This window comes from Rhizobium sp. NFR12 (assembly GCF_900108545.1).
GTDB classification, from domain to species: domain Bacteria; phylum Pseudomonadota; class Alphaproteobacteria; order Rhizobiales; family Rhizobiaceae; genus Neorhizobium; species Neorhizobium soli.
This window is the reverse complement of record NZ_FNWM01000001.1, coordinates 18,538-33,351: the sequence shown is the minus strand read 5'-3', so window position 1 is coordinate 33,351 and position 14,814 is coordinate 18,538. Positions and strand designations below refer to the sequence as shown.

16 protein-coding genes are annotated in these 14,814 nt (G+C 60.5%); 7 read left to right on the top strand and 9 right to left on the bottom strand.

What is annotated here, in order from left to right; all coding sequences use genetic code 11:
• Positions 1–801, top strand: a complete 801-nt coding sequence (locus BLW69_RS00175; RefSeq protein WP_082471960.1) for a FadR/GntR family transcriptional regulator — start codon at positions 1–3, stop codon at positions 799–801.
• On the opposite strand, the gene BLW69_RS00170 is transcribed toward BLW69_RS00175, so the two are convergent.
• The 6 genes from BLW69_RS00170 to BLW69_RS00140 all read right to left on the bottom strand — a co-directional run bounded on the left by BLW69_RS00170 (position 779) and on the right by BLW69_RS00140 (position 6,777).
• Positions 779–1,615 carry a GNAT family N-acetyltransferase gene (locus tag BLW69_RS00170; RefSeq protein ID WP_092659180.1) on the bottom strand — a complete coding sequence of 279 codons (837 nt, stop codon included), beginning with the start codon at positions 1,613–1,615 and terminating at the stop codon, positions 779–781. The genes BLW69_RS00175 and BLW69_RS00170 overlap by 23 nt on opposite strands.
• Positions 1,612–2,358, bottom strand: a complete 747-nt coding sequence (locus tag BLW69_RS00165; protein ID WP_092659178.1) for an aspartate/glutamate racemase family protein — start codon at positions 2,356–2,358, stop codon at positions 1,612–1,614. Before BLW69_RS00165 ends, BLW69_RS00170 begins: the two co-directional genes overlap by 4 nt.
• Before the next feature lie 9 nt (positions 2,359–2,367).
• Positions 2,368–3,186: an ABC transporter permease gene (locus BLW69_RS00160; RefSeq protein ID WP_092659176.1), complete on the bottom strand. Its 819-nt coding sequence runs from the start codon at positions 3,184–3,186 to the stop codon at positions 2,368–2,370.
• An 18-nt stretch (positions 3,187–3,204) separates the two neighbouring features.
• Positions 3,205–4,110 (bottom strand): ABC transporter permease, encoded by a 906-nt coding sequence (locus tag BLW69_RS00155; protein WP_092659174.1) that lies wholly within the window; start codon positions 4,108–4,110, stop codon positions 3,205–3,207.
• 251 nt (positions 4,111–4,361) lie between these two features.
• Positions 4,362–5,651 carry an ABC transporter substrate-binding protein gene (locus tag BLW69_RS00145; RefSeq protein ID WP_092659172.1) on the bottom strand — a complete coding sequence of 430 codons (1,290 nt, stop codon included), beginning with the start codon at positions 5,649–5,651 and terminating at the stop codon, positions 4,362–4,364.
• A gap of 37 nt (positions 5,652–5,688) precedes the next feature.
• On the bottom strand, positions 5,689–6,777 hold the full coding sequence (locus BLW69_RS00140) for an ABC transporter ATP-binding protein (RefSeq protein WP_092659170.1): 1,089 nt from the start codon (positions 6,775–6,777) through the stop codon (positions 5,689–5,691).
• 235 nt (positions 6,778–7,012) lie between these two features.
• Between BLW69_RS00140 and BLW69_RS00135 the strand changes: the two genes are divergently transcribed.
• The 5 genes from BLW69_RS00135 (at position 7,013) to BLW69_RS00115 (ending at position 10,921) form a co-directional block, all read left to right on the top strand.
• Entirely contained in the window at positions 7,013–7,726 is a 714-nt protein-coding gene (locus tag BLW69_RS00135; protein ID WP_092659168.1) for a GntR family transcriptional regulator, read from the top strand.
• A 168-nt stretch (positions 7,727–7,894) separates the two neighbouring features.
• Positions 7,895–8,725, top strand: coding sequence for a transporter substrate-binding domain-containing protein (locus BLW69_RS00130; RefSeq protein WP_092659166.1), 831 nt, complete (start codon positions 7,895–7,897; stop codon positions 8,723–8,725).
• A gap of 101 nt (positions 8,726–8,826) precedes the next feature.
• Positions 8,827–9,468, top strand: coding sequence for an amino acid ABC transporter permease (locus tag BLW69_RS00125; protein WP_062462075.1), 642 nt, complete (start codon positions 8,827–8,829; stop codon positions 9,466–9,468).
• A complete protein-coding gene (locus BLW69_RS00120) occupies positions 9,465–10,133 on the top strand; it encodes an amino acid ABC transporter permease (RefSeq protein ID WP_092659164.1) in 669 nt (222 codons plus the stop codon). The genes BLW69_RS00125 and BLW69_RS00120 overlap by 4 nt, the downstream gene beginning before the upstream one ends.
• On the top strand, positions 10,130–10,921 hold the full coding sequence (locus tag BLW69_RS00115; protein WP_092659162.1) for an amino acid ABC transporter ATP-binding protein: 792 nt from the start codon (positions 10,130–10,132) through the stop codon (positions 10,919–10,921). The genes BLW69_RS00120 and BLW69_RS00115 overlap by 4 nt, the downstream gene beginning before the upstream one ends.
• 7 nt (positions 10,922–10,928) lie before the next feature.
• Here BLW69_RS00115 and rocF read toward each other — a convergent pair whose 3' ends face one another.
• From rocF to BLW69_RS00100, 3 genes are all read right to left on the bottom strand, one after another.
• On the bottom strand, positions 10,929–11,849 hold the full coding sequence (gene rocF / locus BLW69_RS00110) for an arginase (protein WP_092659160.1): 921 nt from the start codon (positions 11,847–11,849) through the stop codon (positions 10,929–10,931).
• Between the two features lie 136 nt (positions 11,850–11,985).
• Positions 11,986–12,912, bottom strand: a complete 927-nt coding sequence (locus BLW69_RS00105) for a dihydrodipicolinate synthase family protein (protein ID WP_092659158.1) — start codon at positions 12,910–12,912, stop codon at positions 11,986–11,988.
• A gap of 187 nt (positions 12,913–13,099) precedes the next feature.
• The gene (locus BLW69_RS00100) at positions 13,100–14,296 is read right to left on the bottom strand and encodes an amidohydrolase family protein (RefSeq protein ID WP_092659156.1); all 1,197 of its coding nucleotides are present in this window, start codon (positions 14,294–14,296) and stop codon (positions 13,100–13,102) included.
• Positions 14,297–14,597: 301 nt separating this feature from the next.
• Here BLW69_RS00100 and BLW69_RS00095 point away from each other — a divergent pair, with 301 nt between their 5' ends.
• The gene (locus tag BLW69_RS00095) at positions 14,598–14,801 is read left to right on the top strand and encodes a cold-shock protein (protein ID WP_012760580.1); all 204 of its coding nucleotides are present in this window, start codon (positions 14,598–14,600) and stop codon (positions 14,799–14,801) included.
• Positions 14,802–14,814: the final 13 nt, after the last annotated feature.

Here is a 14,814-nt window from a genome sequence, read left to right as displayed (position 1 = left end):
TTGAGTTTGCTGGAAACGACGATTAACGGGCGAAAGCGCCGTAGCAACCACGCAACGGTGGTCGCTGGGCTTGGCCGCGGGATCGTTTCCGGCACGTTCCCCGAAGGCTCTCTCCTGCCCGGCGACACCGAGCTTTCCGCACGGTTCGGCGTATCGCGCACGGTGTTACGCGAGGCGATGAAGACGCTGTCCGCCAAGCGGCTGGTCGAAGCCAAGGCGAAGGTCGGTACCCGCGTCCTCGACAGTTCGAGCTGGAATTTCTTCGACGCGGATGTCTTAAGTTGGCGTTTCGAGACGAGTCTCGACTACGAGTTCATCGAGCATCTGGCCGAAATGCGCACCGCGCTTGAGCCGGCAGCGGCGGCAGCGGCGGCTTTGAGGGCAACGAGCGATGACATCGTTTCGCTTTACGCGATCGCTGCCAAATTCGACAATCTCAACCACACGCCGGAATCTATCGCCAACGTGGATCTCGAATTCCACCTGGCCATCGCCCGCATGTCCGGCAATCCGTTCATGCGTTCGGCAAGCGCTTTGATCGAGGCGGCACTGGCGATTTCCTTCCAGCTGTCGTCACCGGCCGCGTCGCCGGAAATGATCGACGAAGTCGCCTCCAACCATCTGCGCATCGCCCATGCCATCGCGTCCCGCGATCCGCAAAAGGCGATGTCGGCGATGCGTCATGTGATCGACGTCGGCAAAATCCGAATCCGCACGTCGCTGGATGCTGCGGAGAACGTGCCAGGCAACAAGACCGCCGAGCTTCGCTTCCCGGATTCTACCCGAGTTCCAACGTCGTGACCCCGAAGACATCGGATGTCTGCGCTGACGGCGGCAAGCCGCGATACATTCGGGCTGTCGTAAAACCTTTTTGGAATCCGGCTTCTGCCAGATAGTCGGCAAATGCCTGCTGCGGCGCCGGCACATCAATGTGAATGGTCTCGCCTCCGGTTTCCACGGCAAGGCCTCGCAGCAACGATACGGCTTCGCTCAGACCTTCGGCAAAAAGCGGACCGATCTTGAACCCGTCGCGACATTTTCGGCAGACGCCGTAGCCTCTGATCTCTTCATCCTCGATCAGGACCTTTGCAGTCCTCGGCGACTTCAGCCACTCGGCAAGAAACGCCTCGCGGACCTGCGGGAAGACGCTGCCATCGTAGCGGATGATAGCCGGCAAAATATCAGCTGTGACATCGGTCACCCCGGCAACGGCAGCGCCCTCCAGCCGGCCGCTCCAGCGGGCGGTTTCATAGACCGGCGCGAACCCCATGCTCCGATAATTCTGCTGTTGCTCCGCAACGCCATCGAGACCGATCGTCCGTCCCTCGAGATAGGCCATGCCGGCATCCCATACGCGCCGGCCCATCCCCAGCCCGCGGGAATCGGGATGCGCGATATAGAGACCGATAAACCCGTAGTCGCTGCCGTACCGCACAGCGGAAATGCCCGCAGCCAGCACGCCATCGACGAAACAGCCGAAGAAACCATCGGGATCTGCCGCATGGAACGCCGCCGCATCGGCAAGCCCGGGGTTCCAGCCTTCGTCTCCCGCCCAGTCGAGAAGGCGTTCGACTTCCACAAGCGTCAACGTCCGGACGATGGCTGCGCCTGTCATCGCGCGGCAAGCCTGCCCGGTGCAAAACCTTCGAGAAGCCCGACATACGGCTTGTTGACCGGCGTCGCATAGCCGCCGTTTTTAGCTGTCGACAGGCCGAGTGCCACCAGCATTTCCGCCTGTTTGACGGCAGCCGCGACACCATCCACGACCGGCACCCCGAATTCGGCCCGCAGCTCTGCGGTAAGGTCGGCCATGCCGGCGCAACCGAGCACGATCGCCTCGGCCTTGTCTTCCTTCAAGGCTAGCGCGATTTCTAAGCGGAGGCGCTCGCGCGCATTGGATGTCGGATCTTCCAGCGACAGGACCGGGATATCGGCGGCCCGCACCTTGCAGCGGCCCGACATGCCGTAGCGATGGACGAGATGTTCGAGCGGGAGGCGTGAGCGTTCCATGGTCGTCACGATCGTGAACCGTTGCGCGATGAAAGCGGTGGCAGAGACTGCCGCTTCGCAGATGCCGATAACAGGGATATGGGCGAGAGCCCGGGCGGCATCGAGCCCCGTATCATCGAAACAGGCGATGATCGCCGCGTCGGCACCAGCCTTTTCACCCTTGGCAAGCTCGACCAAAAGGCCAGGCACCGCAAACACCTCATCATAATAGCCCTCGATCGACACCGGCCCCATGGACGATGTGACGGCGTGGATTTGCGTGGCCGAATTCGCAACGCGGGCGGCGCTGTCGGCGACGGTCGCCGTCATGCTGGCGGTGGTATTGGGGTTGACGATCAGAATGCGCATCGTGTGGGATCAGCTCCGCAGGCGGCGACGGTTGATATAGACGATCAAGCCGAGCGTTCCGGCAATGACCAGGAACGAGAACACCGTCGTCACCGTCCCCAGCGCATAAAGTACCGGCGTCGTGACATTGGTGGTCATGCCGTAGATTTCGAGTGGCAGCGTATTGTACGTGCCCGCCGTCATCAGCGTGCGGGCAAACTCGTCATAGGAAAGCGTGAACCCGAACAGCCCGACACCGATCAGGCTGGGCGCGATCATCGGCAGCACGACATTGGAAAACGTCTGCCAGGACGAGGCGCCGAGATCGCGCGCAGCCTCTTCATAGGAGGGCGAAAAGCGGTTGAACACGGCAAACATGATCAGCACGCCGAACGGCAACGTCCATGTCAGATGCGCGCCGAAGGCAGACGTGTACCAGGACGGTTCGAACCCGAACTGCTGGAAGACGACACCAATGCCGAGCGAGACGATGATCGACGGCACGACGAGACTGGCCACCGCCAGATAAAAGAGGGCAGTCGCACCGGCAAACTTGCGGCGGAAGGCAAGGCCCGCCAGAAGTGCCACGACGACGGTGACGATCATCACCATCACCCCGAGTGCTGTGGAACGGCGGAACGAACCGCCGAAATCGCCGACCGCTTGCGTCTCGAACAGGTTGACGAACCAGCGGGTGGAGACGCCGTTCAACGGAAATGTCAGGCCACCGTTCGGTCCCTGGAACGACAGGATCAGCACCGCCGACAGCGGCCCGTAGAGAAACAGCACGAAGATGGCGAAGAAAATAGCGAGGAAATAGAATTCGCGGCCGCGCTTGTCGCTGTGCATCTCAAAGCTCCCCCATCTTCACAGTTCTTTGCGGATATCGACGATGCGCAGGATGCCCGCGACCATCAAGAGAACGAGGACGAGAAGAACCACCGCGTTGGCAGCGGCAGCCGGGTATTGCAGCAGCGACATCTGGTTCTTCATCATCAACGCCACCGAAGCGCTCTGGCCGCCGGACATGACCTGCACGGTGGAAAAGTCGGCCATCACCAGCGTCACCACGAAGATCGTGCCGATCGCCATGCCGGGCTTGGCAAGCGGAATGATGACATTGGTGAGGATCTGAAAGGATGTGGCACCGGCATCACGCGCCGCTTCGACCAACGACTTGTCGATCCGCATCAGCGTGTTGAAGATCGGCGTCACCATGAACAGCGTGTAGAGATGCACCATGGCAAGCACGACGGCGAAATCCGAATAGAGCAGCCACTGGATCGGCTCCGGCACGATGCCGGCGCTGACGAGCGCGCTGTTGATCAAACCGTTTCGCCCGAGAACCGGGATCCACGAAATCATCCTGATGATGTTGGATGTCAGGAACGGCACGGTGCAGACCAGAAACAGCACCATCTGCATCGCCGAGGTGCGAATGTGGAAGGCGAGAAAATAGGCGACCCAGAATCCGACGAACAGCGTGATCGCCCAGACGATCGCCGCAAATTTCAGCGTGTTGAGATAGGTCTTCCAGGTGACCCAGGATCCGAGCGTCTCCACATAGTTCATGGTCAGAAAGTCGGGATACATCTGGGCGAAATCGTAATCCCAGAAACTGACGATCACGATCATCAGGATCGGAAGCGCCAGGAAAAACCCAAGGATCAGCGTCAGCGGCGTCGCCTGCAGATAGGAGACGAGGCCGAGCGGGATGCGGATCTGCCGCTTCGGCTTCGGTTCGCCAACACCTAGGAATCGCACTGCCACCATCACCAAAAGGCTCCTGTCGTTTCGAAAAAGAGCGGTCCGGAAAGGTGCCCCTCATCCGGCTGCCGCCACCTTCTCCCCGCGGGCGGGGAGAAGGGATCTGTGGCAAGGTTGGTGCCCCACCCTCATCCCTGTGCTCGTCACAGGGATCCAGCAACCGCGCGTCTGCGCGGTTAGAGACCCTCTTCAGCCCAAGGGCTTGGGCTGGCTGGATTCCTGTGACGAGCACAGGAATGAGGGAAGGAAGATGTCGATCAAGCCGCGATGAATTCGTTCCAGCGGCGAACCATGTAGCGGTCCTCGTCCATCACCGAATTCCAGCAGGCGACGTGACCCATGCGTTCCTCAAAGGAACCGCCATCGCGCACGGCACCGGCCTTTTCCATGACCTTGCCATCGGGCGCGACGATATCGCCCTGGGCTGCCTTGCCTTCGATCCAGTAGCCCCACTCGTCGGCCGACATGTGTTCCTTGGCCGTGTCCATGGCAGCGGAATAGTAACCCTGGCGGTTGAGGTAGGCGCCGACCCAACCGGATGTGTACCAGTTGATATATTCATAGACCGCATCGAGCTTTGCGCCGGAAAGATGGGCGGCAAGACCGAGACCGCCGCCCCACGAGCGATAGCCTTCCTTGAGCGGCTGATACTTGCAGGCGATGCCCTTGGAGCGGACAGCGGCAACGGCTGGCGACCACATCGACTGGATGATGACTTCGCCCGACGACATCAGGTTGACGCTCTCGTCGAACGACTTCCAGAAGGCGCGGAACTGGCCCGCCTGCTTGGCCTTAATCAGGAAATCGATGGTCGCATCGATCTCGGCCTTGGTCATGTTGCCCTTGTCGGCATACTTGATGTTGCCCATGGCTTCCATGATCATCGCGGCATCCATGATGCCAATCGACGGGATGTTCAGGATCGACGTCTTGCCCTTGAACTTCGGGTCCATGATATCGGCCCAGGTGGAGATTTCACGGCCGACCAGATCCGGACGAATGCCGAGCGTATCGGCATTGTAGATCGTAGGCATCATGGTGAACCACTGGGTCTCTTCCTTGGCGAACTTCTTGTCGCCCGCCTTTTCGACGAAGCCGACCGTATGCGGCGCCGTGCCCTGGGCGATCACGCTGTCCGGCTTCAGCTTGCCGTTCTTGAACAGCGGCACGACTTTGTCGTAATATTTCAGCTTCTTCACATCCATCGGCTGGATGACGCCTGCCGGATAGACCTTCTTGAGGATCCAGTATTCGATGTCGGCAATGTCGTAGGAGTTCGGCTGCGTGACGGCGCGCTGGGCAGCCGCATCGGAGTCGGTTGCGGTCATCTCAAGCGTGATGCCGAGATCGGCCTTGCACTTTTCGGCAATCGCATTGAGGTTCGAAACGCCGGTACCGAACTGGCGGATCGTGATCGGGTTCTGCGCCCAGATGGTCGGGAAGCCGGTAATGGCGCCCGAACCGGCGGCAAGGCCGGCAGCAGCGGATGCGGTCTTCAGCAGCGAGCGGCGCGAAAGTCCCTTTGCGGTCTTTTGAATTTCAGTCATTCCCATGTTCTCCTCTAGTTGATTATTGTGAGTGGGATCAGTGCTTGAGGCGCCCGAGGACAATCGCGTCCTCCCGGCCCCAGCATAGGGGGATCGCCTCTCCGACCTTGACCGGATTGGCGAAGAAATCGGTGTCGGAGAGGATCGCGGTAAAATCCTCGATGCCGGCGCCGTTGACCGACAGCTTCACCGAGGAACCGCGATATTCGATATTGGTGATCGAGCCGGTAAAACCGAGGCCCGTCTCGGATGGCTGGCCGATCCGGACATGATCGGTGCGAATGGCGATATCGGCCTGATCGGTCAATTCGCCATTGTCGCCGACGGCGAGAAAATCGGCACCGGCCGGCACGGACAGCATCAGCTCCCGGCCATCGCTCTTGGTGACGCGACCGGAAATGACGTTGTGATCGCCCATGAACTTCGCAACGAAGGCCGTCGCCGGCTTTTCGAACACGACGCGCGGATGAGCCGCCTGCTCAATGCGACCGTCATTCATGATGACGATGATATCGGCCAGCGCCATCGCCTCTTCCTGGCTGTGGGTCACATGCACGAACGTTATGCCGAGCGAGGTCTGCAGTTTCTTTAACTCCGCGCGCATGCGGATCTTCAAGAACGGATCGAGCGCGGAAAGCGGCTCATCGAGCAGCAGCGCTTCCGGATCGGTGATCAGCGCGCGGGCAAGCGCCACGCGCTGCTGCTGACCGCCGGAAAGCTGGGCCGGACGGCGCGTTGCATAGCCTTCCATCTGCATCAGCCGCAGCAGGTCCATCGCCTTGGCACGGCGGACATCCTTGTCGACGCCCTTCATCTTCAGGGAGAAGGCGACGTTATCGACCAGATCGAGATGCGGAAACAGCGCGTAGGACTGGAACATCATCGCCGTGCCGCGTTTGGCGGGCGGAAGGTCCGTCACCACCGTGTTGCCGAGCCGCACGTCGCCCGACGTGATGCTTTCGTGGCCGGCGATCATTCTCAGCGTCGACGTCTTGCCGCAGCCGGACGGGCCAAGCAGGCAGCAATAGGTGCCGGCCGGGATCTTGAGACTGATCGCATGGACCGCCGTCGTCGTCCCATAGGTCTTGGTGACGGAGGCGATATCGATTTCGGCGGCTTTGCTCATGCGGTGCTCCCTGCTTGGGAAATGAGATGCATCCGCCGTGCCAGTTCCGGTAACCCTTTGACCGCACGAGAACATCGGTTTGCGCTGATGAAACCGTTTGAGTGCAATGCGCAAAAATCATGCGATCGATGCCGATCCCATGCGCAAATCGTATGCAATCCTTGCCGTGGATCGCAGACATCCGATCTGGCAATCTCGATGTGGCTGGAGTAAGGGAGATTAACGGGATGTGGTGATGAGTATCAGCGAGCAGATCATTCTCAGCGAGACGACGCCGGAAGACCGGTCTATGGCGATACGCGAAGCGCTGCGCAACGCGATCATCGACCGTCGCCTCGCGCCCGGAACCAAGCTTTCGGAAGCCGAAGTCGGATCGCTGTTCGATGTCAGCCGCACCGTCGCCCGCGCCGCACTGCAGATGCTGACCTTCGAAGGCCTGGTGAAAACGGAGAGAAACCGCGGCGCCTTCGTCTCCAATCCGTCTCCCGACGAAGCGCGGCAGATCTTTGCTTCGCGTAGGCTGATCGAGCCCGGCATCGTCGCGGCCGCGCTCGAGCGTATCACAACAGACGACATCGAGCAGTTCCGCCGACAGCTTCAGGAAGAGGAGCGCTATATGACCGAGCGCGGTCCGGCTGCACGACGCGCCGAGATCAAGGCTTCGGGAGATTTCCACCTGATGCTGGCTTCGGTCGCCGGAAATGCCATTCTCCAGCGCTTCATGGACGAATTGATAGCCCGCTCTTCACTGGTGATCGCGCTTTACGGCCGATCAGGTGTGTCGAGCTGCGGCCACAGCGAGCACTTCGCGATCCTCGACGCGCTCAAGGACGGCGATGGCGACCGGGCAGCCGCTCTGATGCTGCACCATATCGATCATATCGAGGCTGATCTCGACCTCCAGGAGAAGCAGGGTCTCGGCTTGAAAGACGCGCTCGCGATCGGCTGATCGATCGCTATCTTCGCACTTACCTAGCCTATATTGCAGTGCGAAACCGCGTTGACTCTGTTTCGGAAGCTCTGTCTATTTGTTCCATGCTTTGCCGGTTCACGCCGCCGAGCCAATAAACGGGAACAGCCATCGGCACGCGTTGCCGATAACGTGGAGACATCACCAATGCTGAAGAGACACCTGCTGAAGGCCGCCGTCGGCGCCGCGCTTCTCGTAACCACGGCACTTTCCGCCCATGCCGCAGATGACGCGCTTGCCCGCATCAAGGCGGCCGGCGTCATGAAGGTCGGCACGGAAACCGCCTTTGCTCCTTTCGACTTTATCGATGCCGGTACGCATACGGGCCTGAACGTCGATTTCTTCGCAGAACTCGGCAAGGATCTCGGCGTCAAGATCGAATGGGTGGAGCTGCCATGGGATGGCGTCTTCCCGGCACTGGAAGCCGGCAAGTTCGATTTCGTCGCGGGCCCTGCCACCATCACCAAGGCACGCCTGGAACGCTTCAAGATGACTGCGCCGATTGCCGAGGCAACCGTCGCCATCTTGAAGAAAGCCGGCGATACATCGATCACCAAGCCTGAAGACATTGCCGGCAAGGCCGTCGGCGCCGGCAAGGCGACCGCGCAGCTTGCTCAGCTGCAGCAATATTCCGAGACGCTGCCGACAAAGGTGACCGCCCGCGAATACGTTTCCTTCAACGACGCCTATGCGGATCTGGCTGCCGGCCGGATCGTTGCCGTCGCAAATTCGCTGCCGAACATCGCCTTCGTCGCAAAGCAGCGGGCCGGCGTCTTCGAAGTTGTCACGCCCGCCTTCGGCAAGAAGGCCTATTTCGGCTTCATCGGCAAGAAGGACGCCGATAGCGCGAGCCTCGTCGAATACGTCAATTCCGAAGTCATCAAGATGAAGAAGGACGGGCGCCTTGCTAAGCTGCAGGAAAAGTGGTTCGGCACAACGTTCGATACACCGGACGAAGTGAAAGAACCTGCGTTCTAAGACACCTTGCGAACGGGCAGGATAGGACAGCTCCTGTCCTGCCCGCTTCACCCACTGCTCCATCCGCCCGCCGCATTCCTCCGGGCGAGACGTGACGACAGATGACGTTCAAACTATTCACGCTTCTTCTGCAGGCGGCGGTGTCGACCATCGGCATCAGCCTGGTTTCGATTGCGATCGGATTCGTGATCGCGATCCTGCTTTCGGCTGCGACCCTGTCTGGCAAGACGATTTATTCGGCACCCGCACGACTATTCGTCAGCTTCTTCCGCGGCGTGCCGCTGCTCGTCCAGCTGCTGCTGATCTACACGCTGCTGCCGGCGATCGGTCTCAACGTGCCGAGCATCGTCGCGGCAATCATCGGATTGTCGCTCTGCACCGCCGCCTATCAGGCGGAAAACCTGCGCGGCGGCTTCTCCAGCGTGCCGAAAGGCCTGATCGAGGCAGCTGAGGTGACGGGCTTCAATCCGCTGCAGATCTTTGCGCGTATCCAGGTCCCGATCGCTCTGCGGCTGACGCTCCCGACGCTTGTCAACGAATCGATCATGATCCTCAAGGCATCGTCGCTTGTGTCTGTCGTCGGGATCATCGAGCTGACAAAGATGGCGCAGGATCTGGCATCCAGCACTTACCAGCCGATCCCGATCTTTCTCAGTGCCGGACTGGTCTATTTCGTGATCTGCTCGACGATCGCGCTTCTCGGTCGGTACGCGGAAAGATCGATGGCGAGGACTTCCGCATGATGTTCAGTCCTCAGGTCATCATCGAAAAGCTGCCCGAACTCGGGAGCGGGCTGTTTGTCACGCTTCTGCTCTGGATCGCCGGCATTGCCGGTGGCGTCGTTATCGGCTTTCTCGTGGCAACCGCCCGCCGCTTCGGTGGGTTTGCGACCAACGCAGTCCTCGGCTCCGTTGTCGAAGTGCTGCGCGGCACGCCCTTCCTGATCCAGATCTTTCTTCTCTATTACGGTGGTCCGTTCGTCGGCCTGATGCTGGACCCGATCCCCTGCGGCCTGATCGGTTTGACCGTCTACAGCGCCGCCTATTACAGCGAGATCTTCCGCGCCGGCTTTGCCGCCGTGCCTGTTGGCCATGTGGAAGCCGCCGGCTGCCTTGGCATGACGCGCCTGCAGACGATCCGCCGCATCCAGATCCCGGAAATGGCGCTGATCGTGTTGCCGCCGGCGGTCAACCTTTCGGTCATCCTGCTGAAGGAATCCGCCGTTCTGTCGATCATCACCGTGCCGGAACTGACGGCCACCGTCAGCGCCATCGGCTCGCAGCAATATGCCTATCTCGAGGCGATCTTCATTCTCGCTGTCGTCTACTGGGCACTTGTCGAGCTGACAGACCGGCTTGGCCGCGCCGCCGAATACCGGCTTTCCCGTTTGAGGTTTTCGAAAGCATGACCCTACCCGCCATAATCATCCGCAATCTGGTCAAGCGTTTCGGAGAGACGACCGTTCTGCAGGATATCAACCTCGAAATACCAGAGGGGAAGGTCTCCTGCCTGATCGGCCCTTCCGGCTCGGGCAAGAGCACGCTTTTGCGATGCCTGGCCTTCCTGGAGGAATCAACCAGCGGCATGATCACCATCGACGGCGAGGCGCTGGGCTTTTTCGAAAAGCCCGATGGCAAGCGCGAACGCCTGTCCGCCGCGCAGATCCGCGCTGTGCGCGCGCAAACCGGCATGGTCTTCCAGCAGTTCAATCTCTGGCCGCACATGACGGCGCTCGGCAATGTCAGCGAAGCCCTGAAGATCGTTCGGAAGCTGCCGAAGGCCGACGCCGAGGAAAAGGCCATGGCACAGCTGCGCAAGGTTGGCCTGGAAAACCGCGCCGGCCATTACCCGTCGCAATTGTCCGGTGGCCAGCAGCAGCGCGTCGCCATCGCACGCGCCCTGGCACTCGAGCCGAAGATCATGCTGTTCGACGAGGCGACATCAGCGCTTGATCCGGAACTGACGGGCGAAGTGCTGAAAGTGATGCGGGATCTGGCCGATGAAGGCATGACCATGGTCGTCGTGACCCACGAAATTGGTTTTGCCGCGACCGTCGGCCAGCAGATCTCGTTCCTCGACCATGGCAAGCTGCTGTTCTCAGGCCCGCCCTCGGAGGTCTTTGCCAAGCCGCGCCATCCGCGTCTCGACCAGTTCCTCGATACCTATCTGGACCGCGGCGCCAGCATGCTGATCTGACGAGCCGTTAGAACCGCCGCGTCGGGCGGTCGAGCACGGTACGGCCCATCAGGCTGGCGGTCAGGTCCACCAGCAGGGTGGCGGTGCGGCCGCGTTCATCGAGGAATGGGTTGAGCTCGACCAGATCGAGGCTGGTGACGAGACCGCTGTCATGCAGCATCTCCATCACCAGATGCGCTTCGCGGAATGTCGCACCACCCGGCACCGTGGTGCCGACGGCAGGGGCAACCGAAGGATCGAGGAAATCCACGTCGAGGCTGACATGCAGCAGACCGCCGGCGGCCTCGACCTTTTCGATAAACGAACGCAACACCGCACCGACGCCGTGTTCATCGATCGCCCGCATGTCATGCACGGTGATGTCGCTTTTGTTGATCGCCGAGCGCTCCTGCGGATCGACGCTGCGGATGCCGATCATGCAGACATTGGCCGGATCGACCGGATGCGTAAGGGGCGGGAAATAACCCTCGAAACCCGGCTGACCCGTGAAATAGGCGACGGGAACGCCATGCAGATTGCCGCTGCCGGTCGTTTCCAGCGTGTGGAAATCCGTATGCGCATCGACCCAGAGAACGAAGAGCGGGCGCTGCTTTTCCGCCGCGGTGCGTGCCAGGCCCGCGACGATACCGGCCGACATCGCATGATCGCCGCCGAGAAAGATCGGCATGCCCTCGGCACTTTCACGGTGGGCGATCTTGGTCAGCAGTTCGACCCAGGCGACGATCTCAGGCAGGCGGCGAACCGCCGTGTTGGGATGCGTAATCTCCGATACCGCCGGCAGCGCCAGATTGCCGAGATCGCTGACCTGATGGCCGAGATCGGCGAGCGCGCCTGCAAGGCCTGCCGTGCGCAACGCACTCGGCCCCATCTCGCAACCGAGCTGGGATGCTCCATCCTGAAGGGGAACGCCGATGAGTTTGCAATGCATGCTGTTTTTCCGTCGCTGATCGAATCTCGGGGGCTCAAGACCTATCACGGAATGCGGCCAATAGGCAGCAGCCAGCCTCATCCTCGAAAAATGGGCGGAGAAAGGAGTGGGACCTCGTATCCCACTCCCTCTGATCTCATAGTGCTGCGCGCTTGTCGTGGCGGGCAAGGCGTGCAAGCAGATAGTCCACCTCTGACTTGGCGGCCGGCGTCAGCATCTGGGCGGGCTTGCGCTGCGCATCGGAGGCAATCACGCCGCGGCGCTTGAGCACGTGCTTGCGCACGGCAAGACCGATTCCGAGCTGCTGCTCATAGCGGATCAGTGGAAGATGCGCGTCGAACAGGTCATGCGCCTCGTCGCGTTTGCCGGCGGCAAAAAGCCCGACCAGCTCGGTCAGCATGTCCGGGAAACCGTAGCCGGTCATTGCCCCATCGGCGCCACGCTCCGGCTCGAAATCGAGGAACATGCCGCCATTGCCGCAGAGAATGGAGAACGGCCGCAACTCTCCGGCCTTCTGCATCGCGCGCAGCCTGGAAATCTTTTCAAGACCCGGCCAGTCCTCATGCTTCAGCATCAGGCAGGAGGGATGGTTGGTGATGATCTTGGCGACCACGCTGGTTGCGATCACCGTGTTGAGCGTCAGCGGATAGTCCTGCAGCACCCATGGCACGTCTTCACCAACCGCTTCCACGGCGCCTGCAAAATAATTTATGGTCTGGTCGTCGGTCTTGGCGCCCTGCCCCGGCGCGATCATCACGCCTGCGGCACCCATGTCCATGGAGGAGCGAGCGAGCGACCGCATGGCCGCGAAACCGGGCGCCGACACGCCGACGATGATCGGCACCTTCGCACGGGAAACCACCCGCTTGATGATCGCCCGGCTTTCATCCGCCTCCAGCTTCGGCGCCTCTCCCATGATGCCGAGAATGGTAATGCCGGTGCAGCCGCTCTCCTCATAGAAATCGGTCAGCCGATCGACGGAATTGAAATCGATCGAACCATCGTCGTTAAACGGCGTCGCGGCAATGGCGTAAACGCCCTTGGTTTCGGCATTGAATGTCATGAAATCTCCTCTCAGTATCAAACGAGCTGCAGGGTAATTCGCGTCAGGACCTCCGGTAATAGCAAAGGCCTGTCCGACTCCGGCTGTTCGACCGGTATCATGATGTGGACGAAGAACACCATGCCCGCCATCCCGATCGGCGGAGTTACGGTTTCAAGCCGCCCTCCGTCACCGATCTCAAAGCGAATCAGACCCGTTTGCCACCCTGGGCAACGAGACGTCCACCCTTGAACACACGCCTGTTGCCGGGGAACGCGACCACCGCTTCCGGAATATTGGCGGCCGAAAGCGTCACGAAATCCGCTTGTCCGCCGACCTCGATGCCATAGGACTCGATCCAAAGCGCCTTGGCGCTTTCCGACGTGACGATATCGAAAGCCGCCTTCAGGTCCTCATCGGTATAAAAGCCCGAGCGATAGCCGATGATTTCCGCCCGGTGCAGCATGTCGCCATCGCCATAGGGCCACCAGCTGTCGCGAATATTGTCGCTGCCGCTGAACACGGTGACGCCTTCTCGCCGCAACAGAGCGACCGGCGGGAAATTGTGGTTGCCCGGCGCATTGGTCATGATCGAAACGCCGCTTTTCGCAATCGTTGCGGCAATTTTGCGCGCCGCGTCAGCGCCGAGATCCCCAAGCCCATAGGCATGGCTGATCGCGACATGGCCCTGCATGCCGAGCGCCACCGTGCGGGCGCAGATTTCCTCGATGGTAAACGCGCCCATGCTGCCGGCATCGTGGAGGTGAATGTCGATATCGACGCCGTGCTTTTCGGCAACGCCGAAGACCACATCGAGATGGCCGGTGACGTCACGATCGAAACTGGCTGGATCGAGACCGCCGACCAGATCGGCACCCAGCCCGATGGCCTCGTCCAGCAGCGCCGGTGTGCCGGGGCTCCTGAGGATGCCGCTCTGCGGGAAAGCCACCAGCTGGATATCGATCACATCCCTATAGTCCTCGCGAACCGCCAGGATCGTCTCCAGCGATTTCAACCCGACCGAACCATCGACCATCACGTGGCTGCGCATGGAAAGCGTGCCATTGGCGATGCAGAGATCGAGCTGATCGCGGGCCCGCTTGTCCATCGGCGCCGCGGCGGCCATGTTCTCCGCCTGGAAGGTGACCCGCTCCTGCACATCGAAACCGTTGGTGCAGGGCCGATGCGGCATCCATTTATCGCCGTAGAAGCTCGTATCCAAATGGATGTGCCCTTCGACAAAACCCGGAACCAGCAACTCGCCGCCGATGTCGATGACCTCGGCAGAAGGAGTAACCGAGCCTGCTGCTTCAATCGCAGATATCCGGCCCGACTCGACGTGAATATCGCGCAGAATGCCGTCCGCCAGCCTGGCATTGGTGAAAACCGTCGTGCTTTTGATCATGGGCTTCCTCAAATTCTAGCATCGTTTACAGCGTCGGGTCGGGGGCAACCCCCTGGTTTATACGGCTTATTGCCCGCTATCCGACCAATATCCGATCAAGATAACGGAGTTAGGTGTCGCGGCAGGCTTGCTCGCCAGAGATATCAATGCTTAAGATACTTTGCGTAGTCGGTGGCAAGAAAATTTGGCGTTGATACGGGCCGGGCATCACGGTGTTCATGGTGCTGGGGTTGATAGTGAAGCGGTGGCGCTATAGTTTGCCCATCGCAATTTCGCGGATTACATAGGAAACAGGTTTCTCATGGCGACAGGTACGGTTAAATTCTTCAACGACGACAAGGGCTTCGGCTTCATCACGCCTGAGAATGGCGGCCAGGACGTGTTCGTTCACGTTTCTGCTCTGCAGCGCGGCGGCTCGCTTCGCGAAGGTGACAAGGTCAGCTTCGAAGTCGGACAGGATCGCAAGACCGGTAAATCGAAGGCTGAAAACGTCTCGGTTCTCTAAGCGACGATAAAAA

What these genes read in the sequence shown, in the direction of transcription:
- BLW69_RS00115 (WP_092659162.1), top strand. Translation starts at nt 10,130, where the DNA reads ATGACCCTACCCGCCATAATCATCCGCAATCTGGTCAAGCGTTTCGGA.
- BLW69_RS00105 (WP_092659158.1), bottom strand. Translation starts at nt 12,912, where the DNA reads ATGACATTCAATGCCGAAACCAAGGGCGTTTACGCCATTGCCGCGACG.
- BLW69_RS00140 (WP_092659170.1), bottom strand. Translation starts at nt 6,777, where the DNA reads ATGAGCAAAGCCGCCGAAATCGATATCGCCTCCGTCACCAAGACCTAT.
- BLW69_RS00145 (WP_092659172.1), bottom strand. Translation starts at nt 5,651, where the DNA reads ATGACTGAAATTCAAAAGACCGCAAAGGGACTTTCGCGCCGCTCGCTG.
- BLW69_RS00125 (WP_062462075.1), top strand. Translation starts at nt 8,827, where the DNA reads ATGACGTTCAAACTATTCACGCTTCTTCTGCAGGCGGCGGTGTCGACC.
- rocF (WP_092659160.1), bottom strand. Translation starts at nt 11,849, where the DNA reads ATGCATTGCAAACTCATCGGCGTTCCCCTTCAGGATGGAGCATCCCAG.
- BLW69_RS00165 (WP_092659178.1), bottom strand. Translation starts at nt 2,358, where the DNA reads ATGCGCATTCTGATCGTCAACCCCAATACCACCGCCAGCATGACGGCG.
- BLW69_RS00135 (WP_092659168.1), top strand. Translation starts at nt 7,013, where the DNA reads ATGAGTATCAGCGAGCAGATCATTCTCAGCGAGACGACGCCGGAAGAC.
- BLW69_RS00170 (WP_092659180.1), bottom strand. Translation starts at nt 1,615, where the DNA reads ATGACAGGCGCAGCCATCGTCCGGACGTTGACGCTTGTGGAAGTCGAA.
- BLW69_RS00160 (WP_092659176.1), bottom strand. Translation starts at nt 3,186, where the DNA reads ATGCACAGCGACAAGCGCGGCCGCGAATTCTATTTCCTCGCTATTTTC.
- BLW69_RS00130 (WP_092659166.1), top strand. Translation starts at nt 7,895, where the DNA reads ATGCTGAAGAGACACCTGCTGAAGGCCGCCGTCGGCGCCGCGCTTCTC.
- BLW69_RS00100 (WP_092659156.1), bottom strand. Translation starts at nt 14,296, where the DNA reads ATGATCAAAAGCACGACGGTTTTCACCAATGCCAGGCTGGCGGACGGC.
- BLW69_RS00155 (WP_092659174.1), bottom strand. Translation starts at nt 4,110, where the DNA reads ATGGTGGCAGTGCGATTCCTAGGTGTTGGCGAACCGAAGCCGAAGCGG.
- BLW69_RS00120 (WP_092659164.1), top strand. Translation starts at nt 9,465, where the DNA reads ATGATGTTCAGTCCTCAGGTCATCATCGAAAAGCTGCCCGAACTCGGG.
- BLW69_RS00095 (WP_012760580.1), top strand. Translation starts at nt 14,598, where the DNA reads ATGGCGACAGGTACGGTTAAATTCTTCAACGACGACAAGGGCTTCGGC.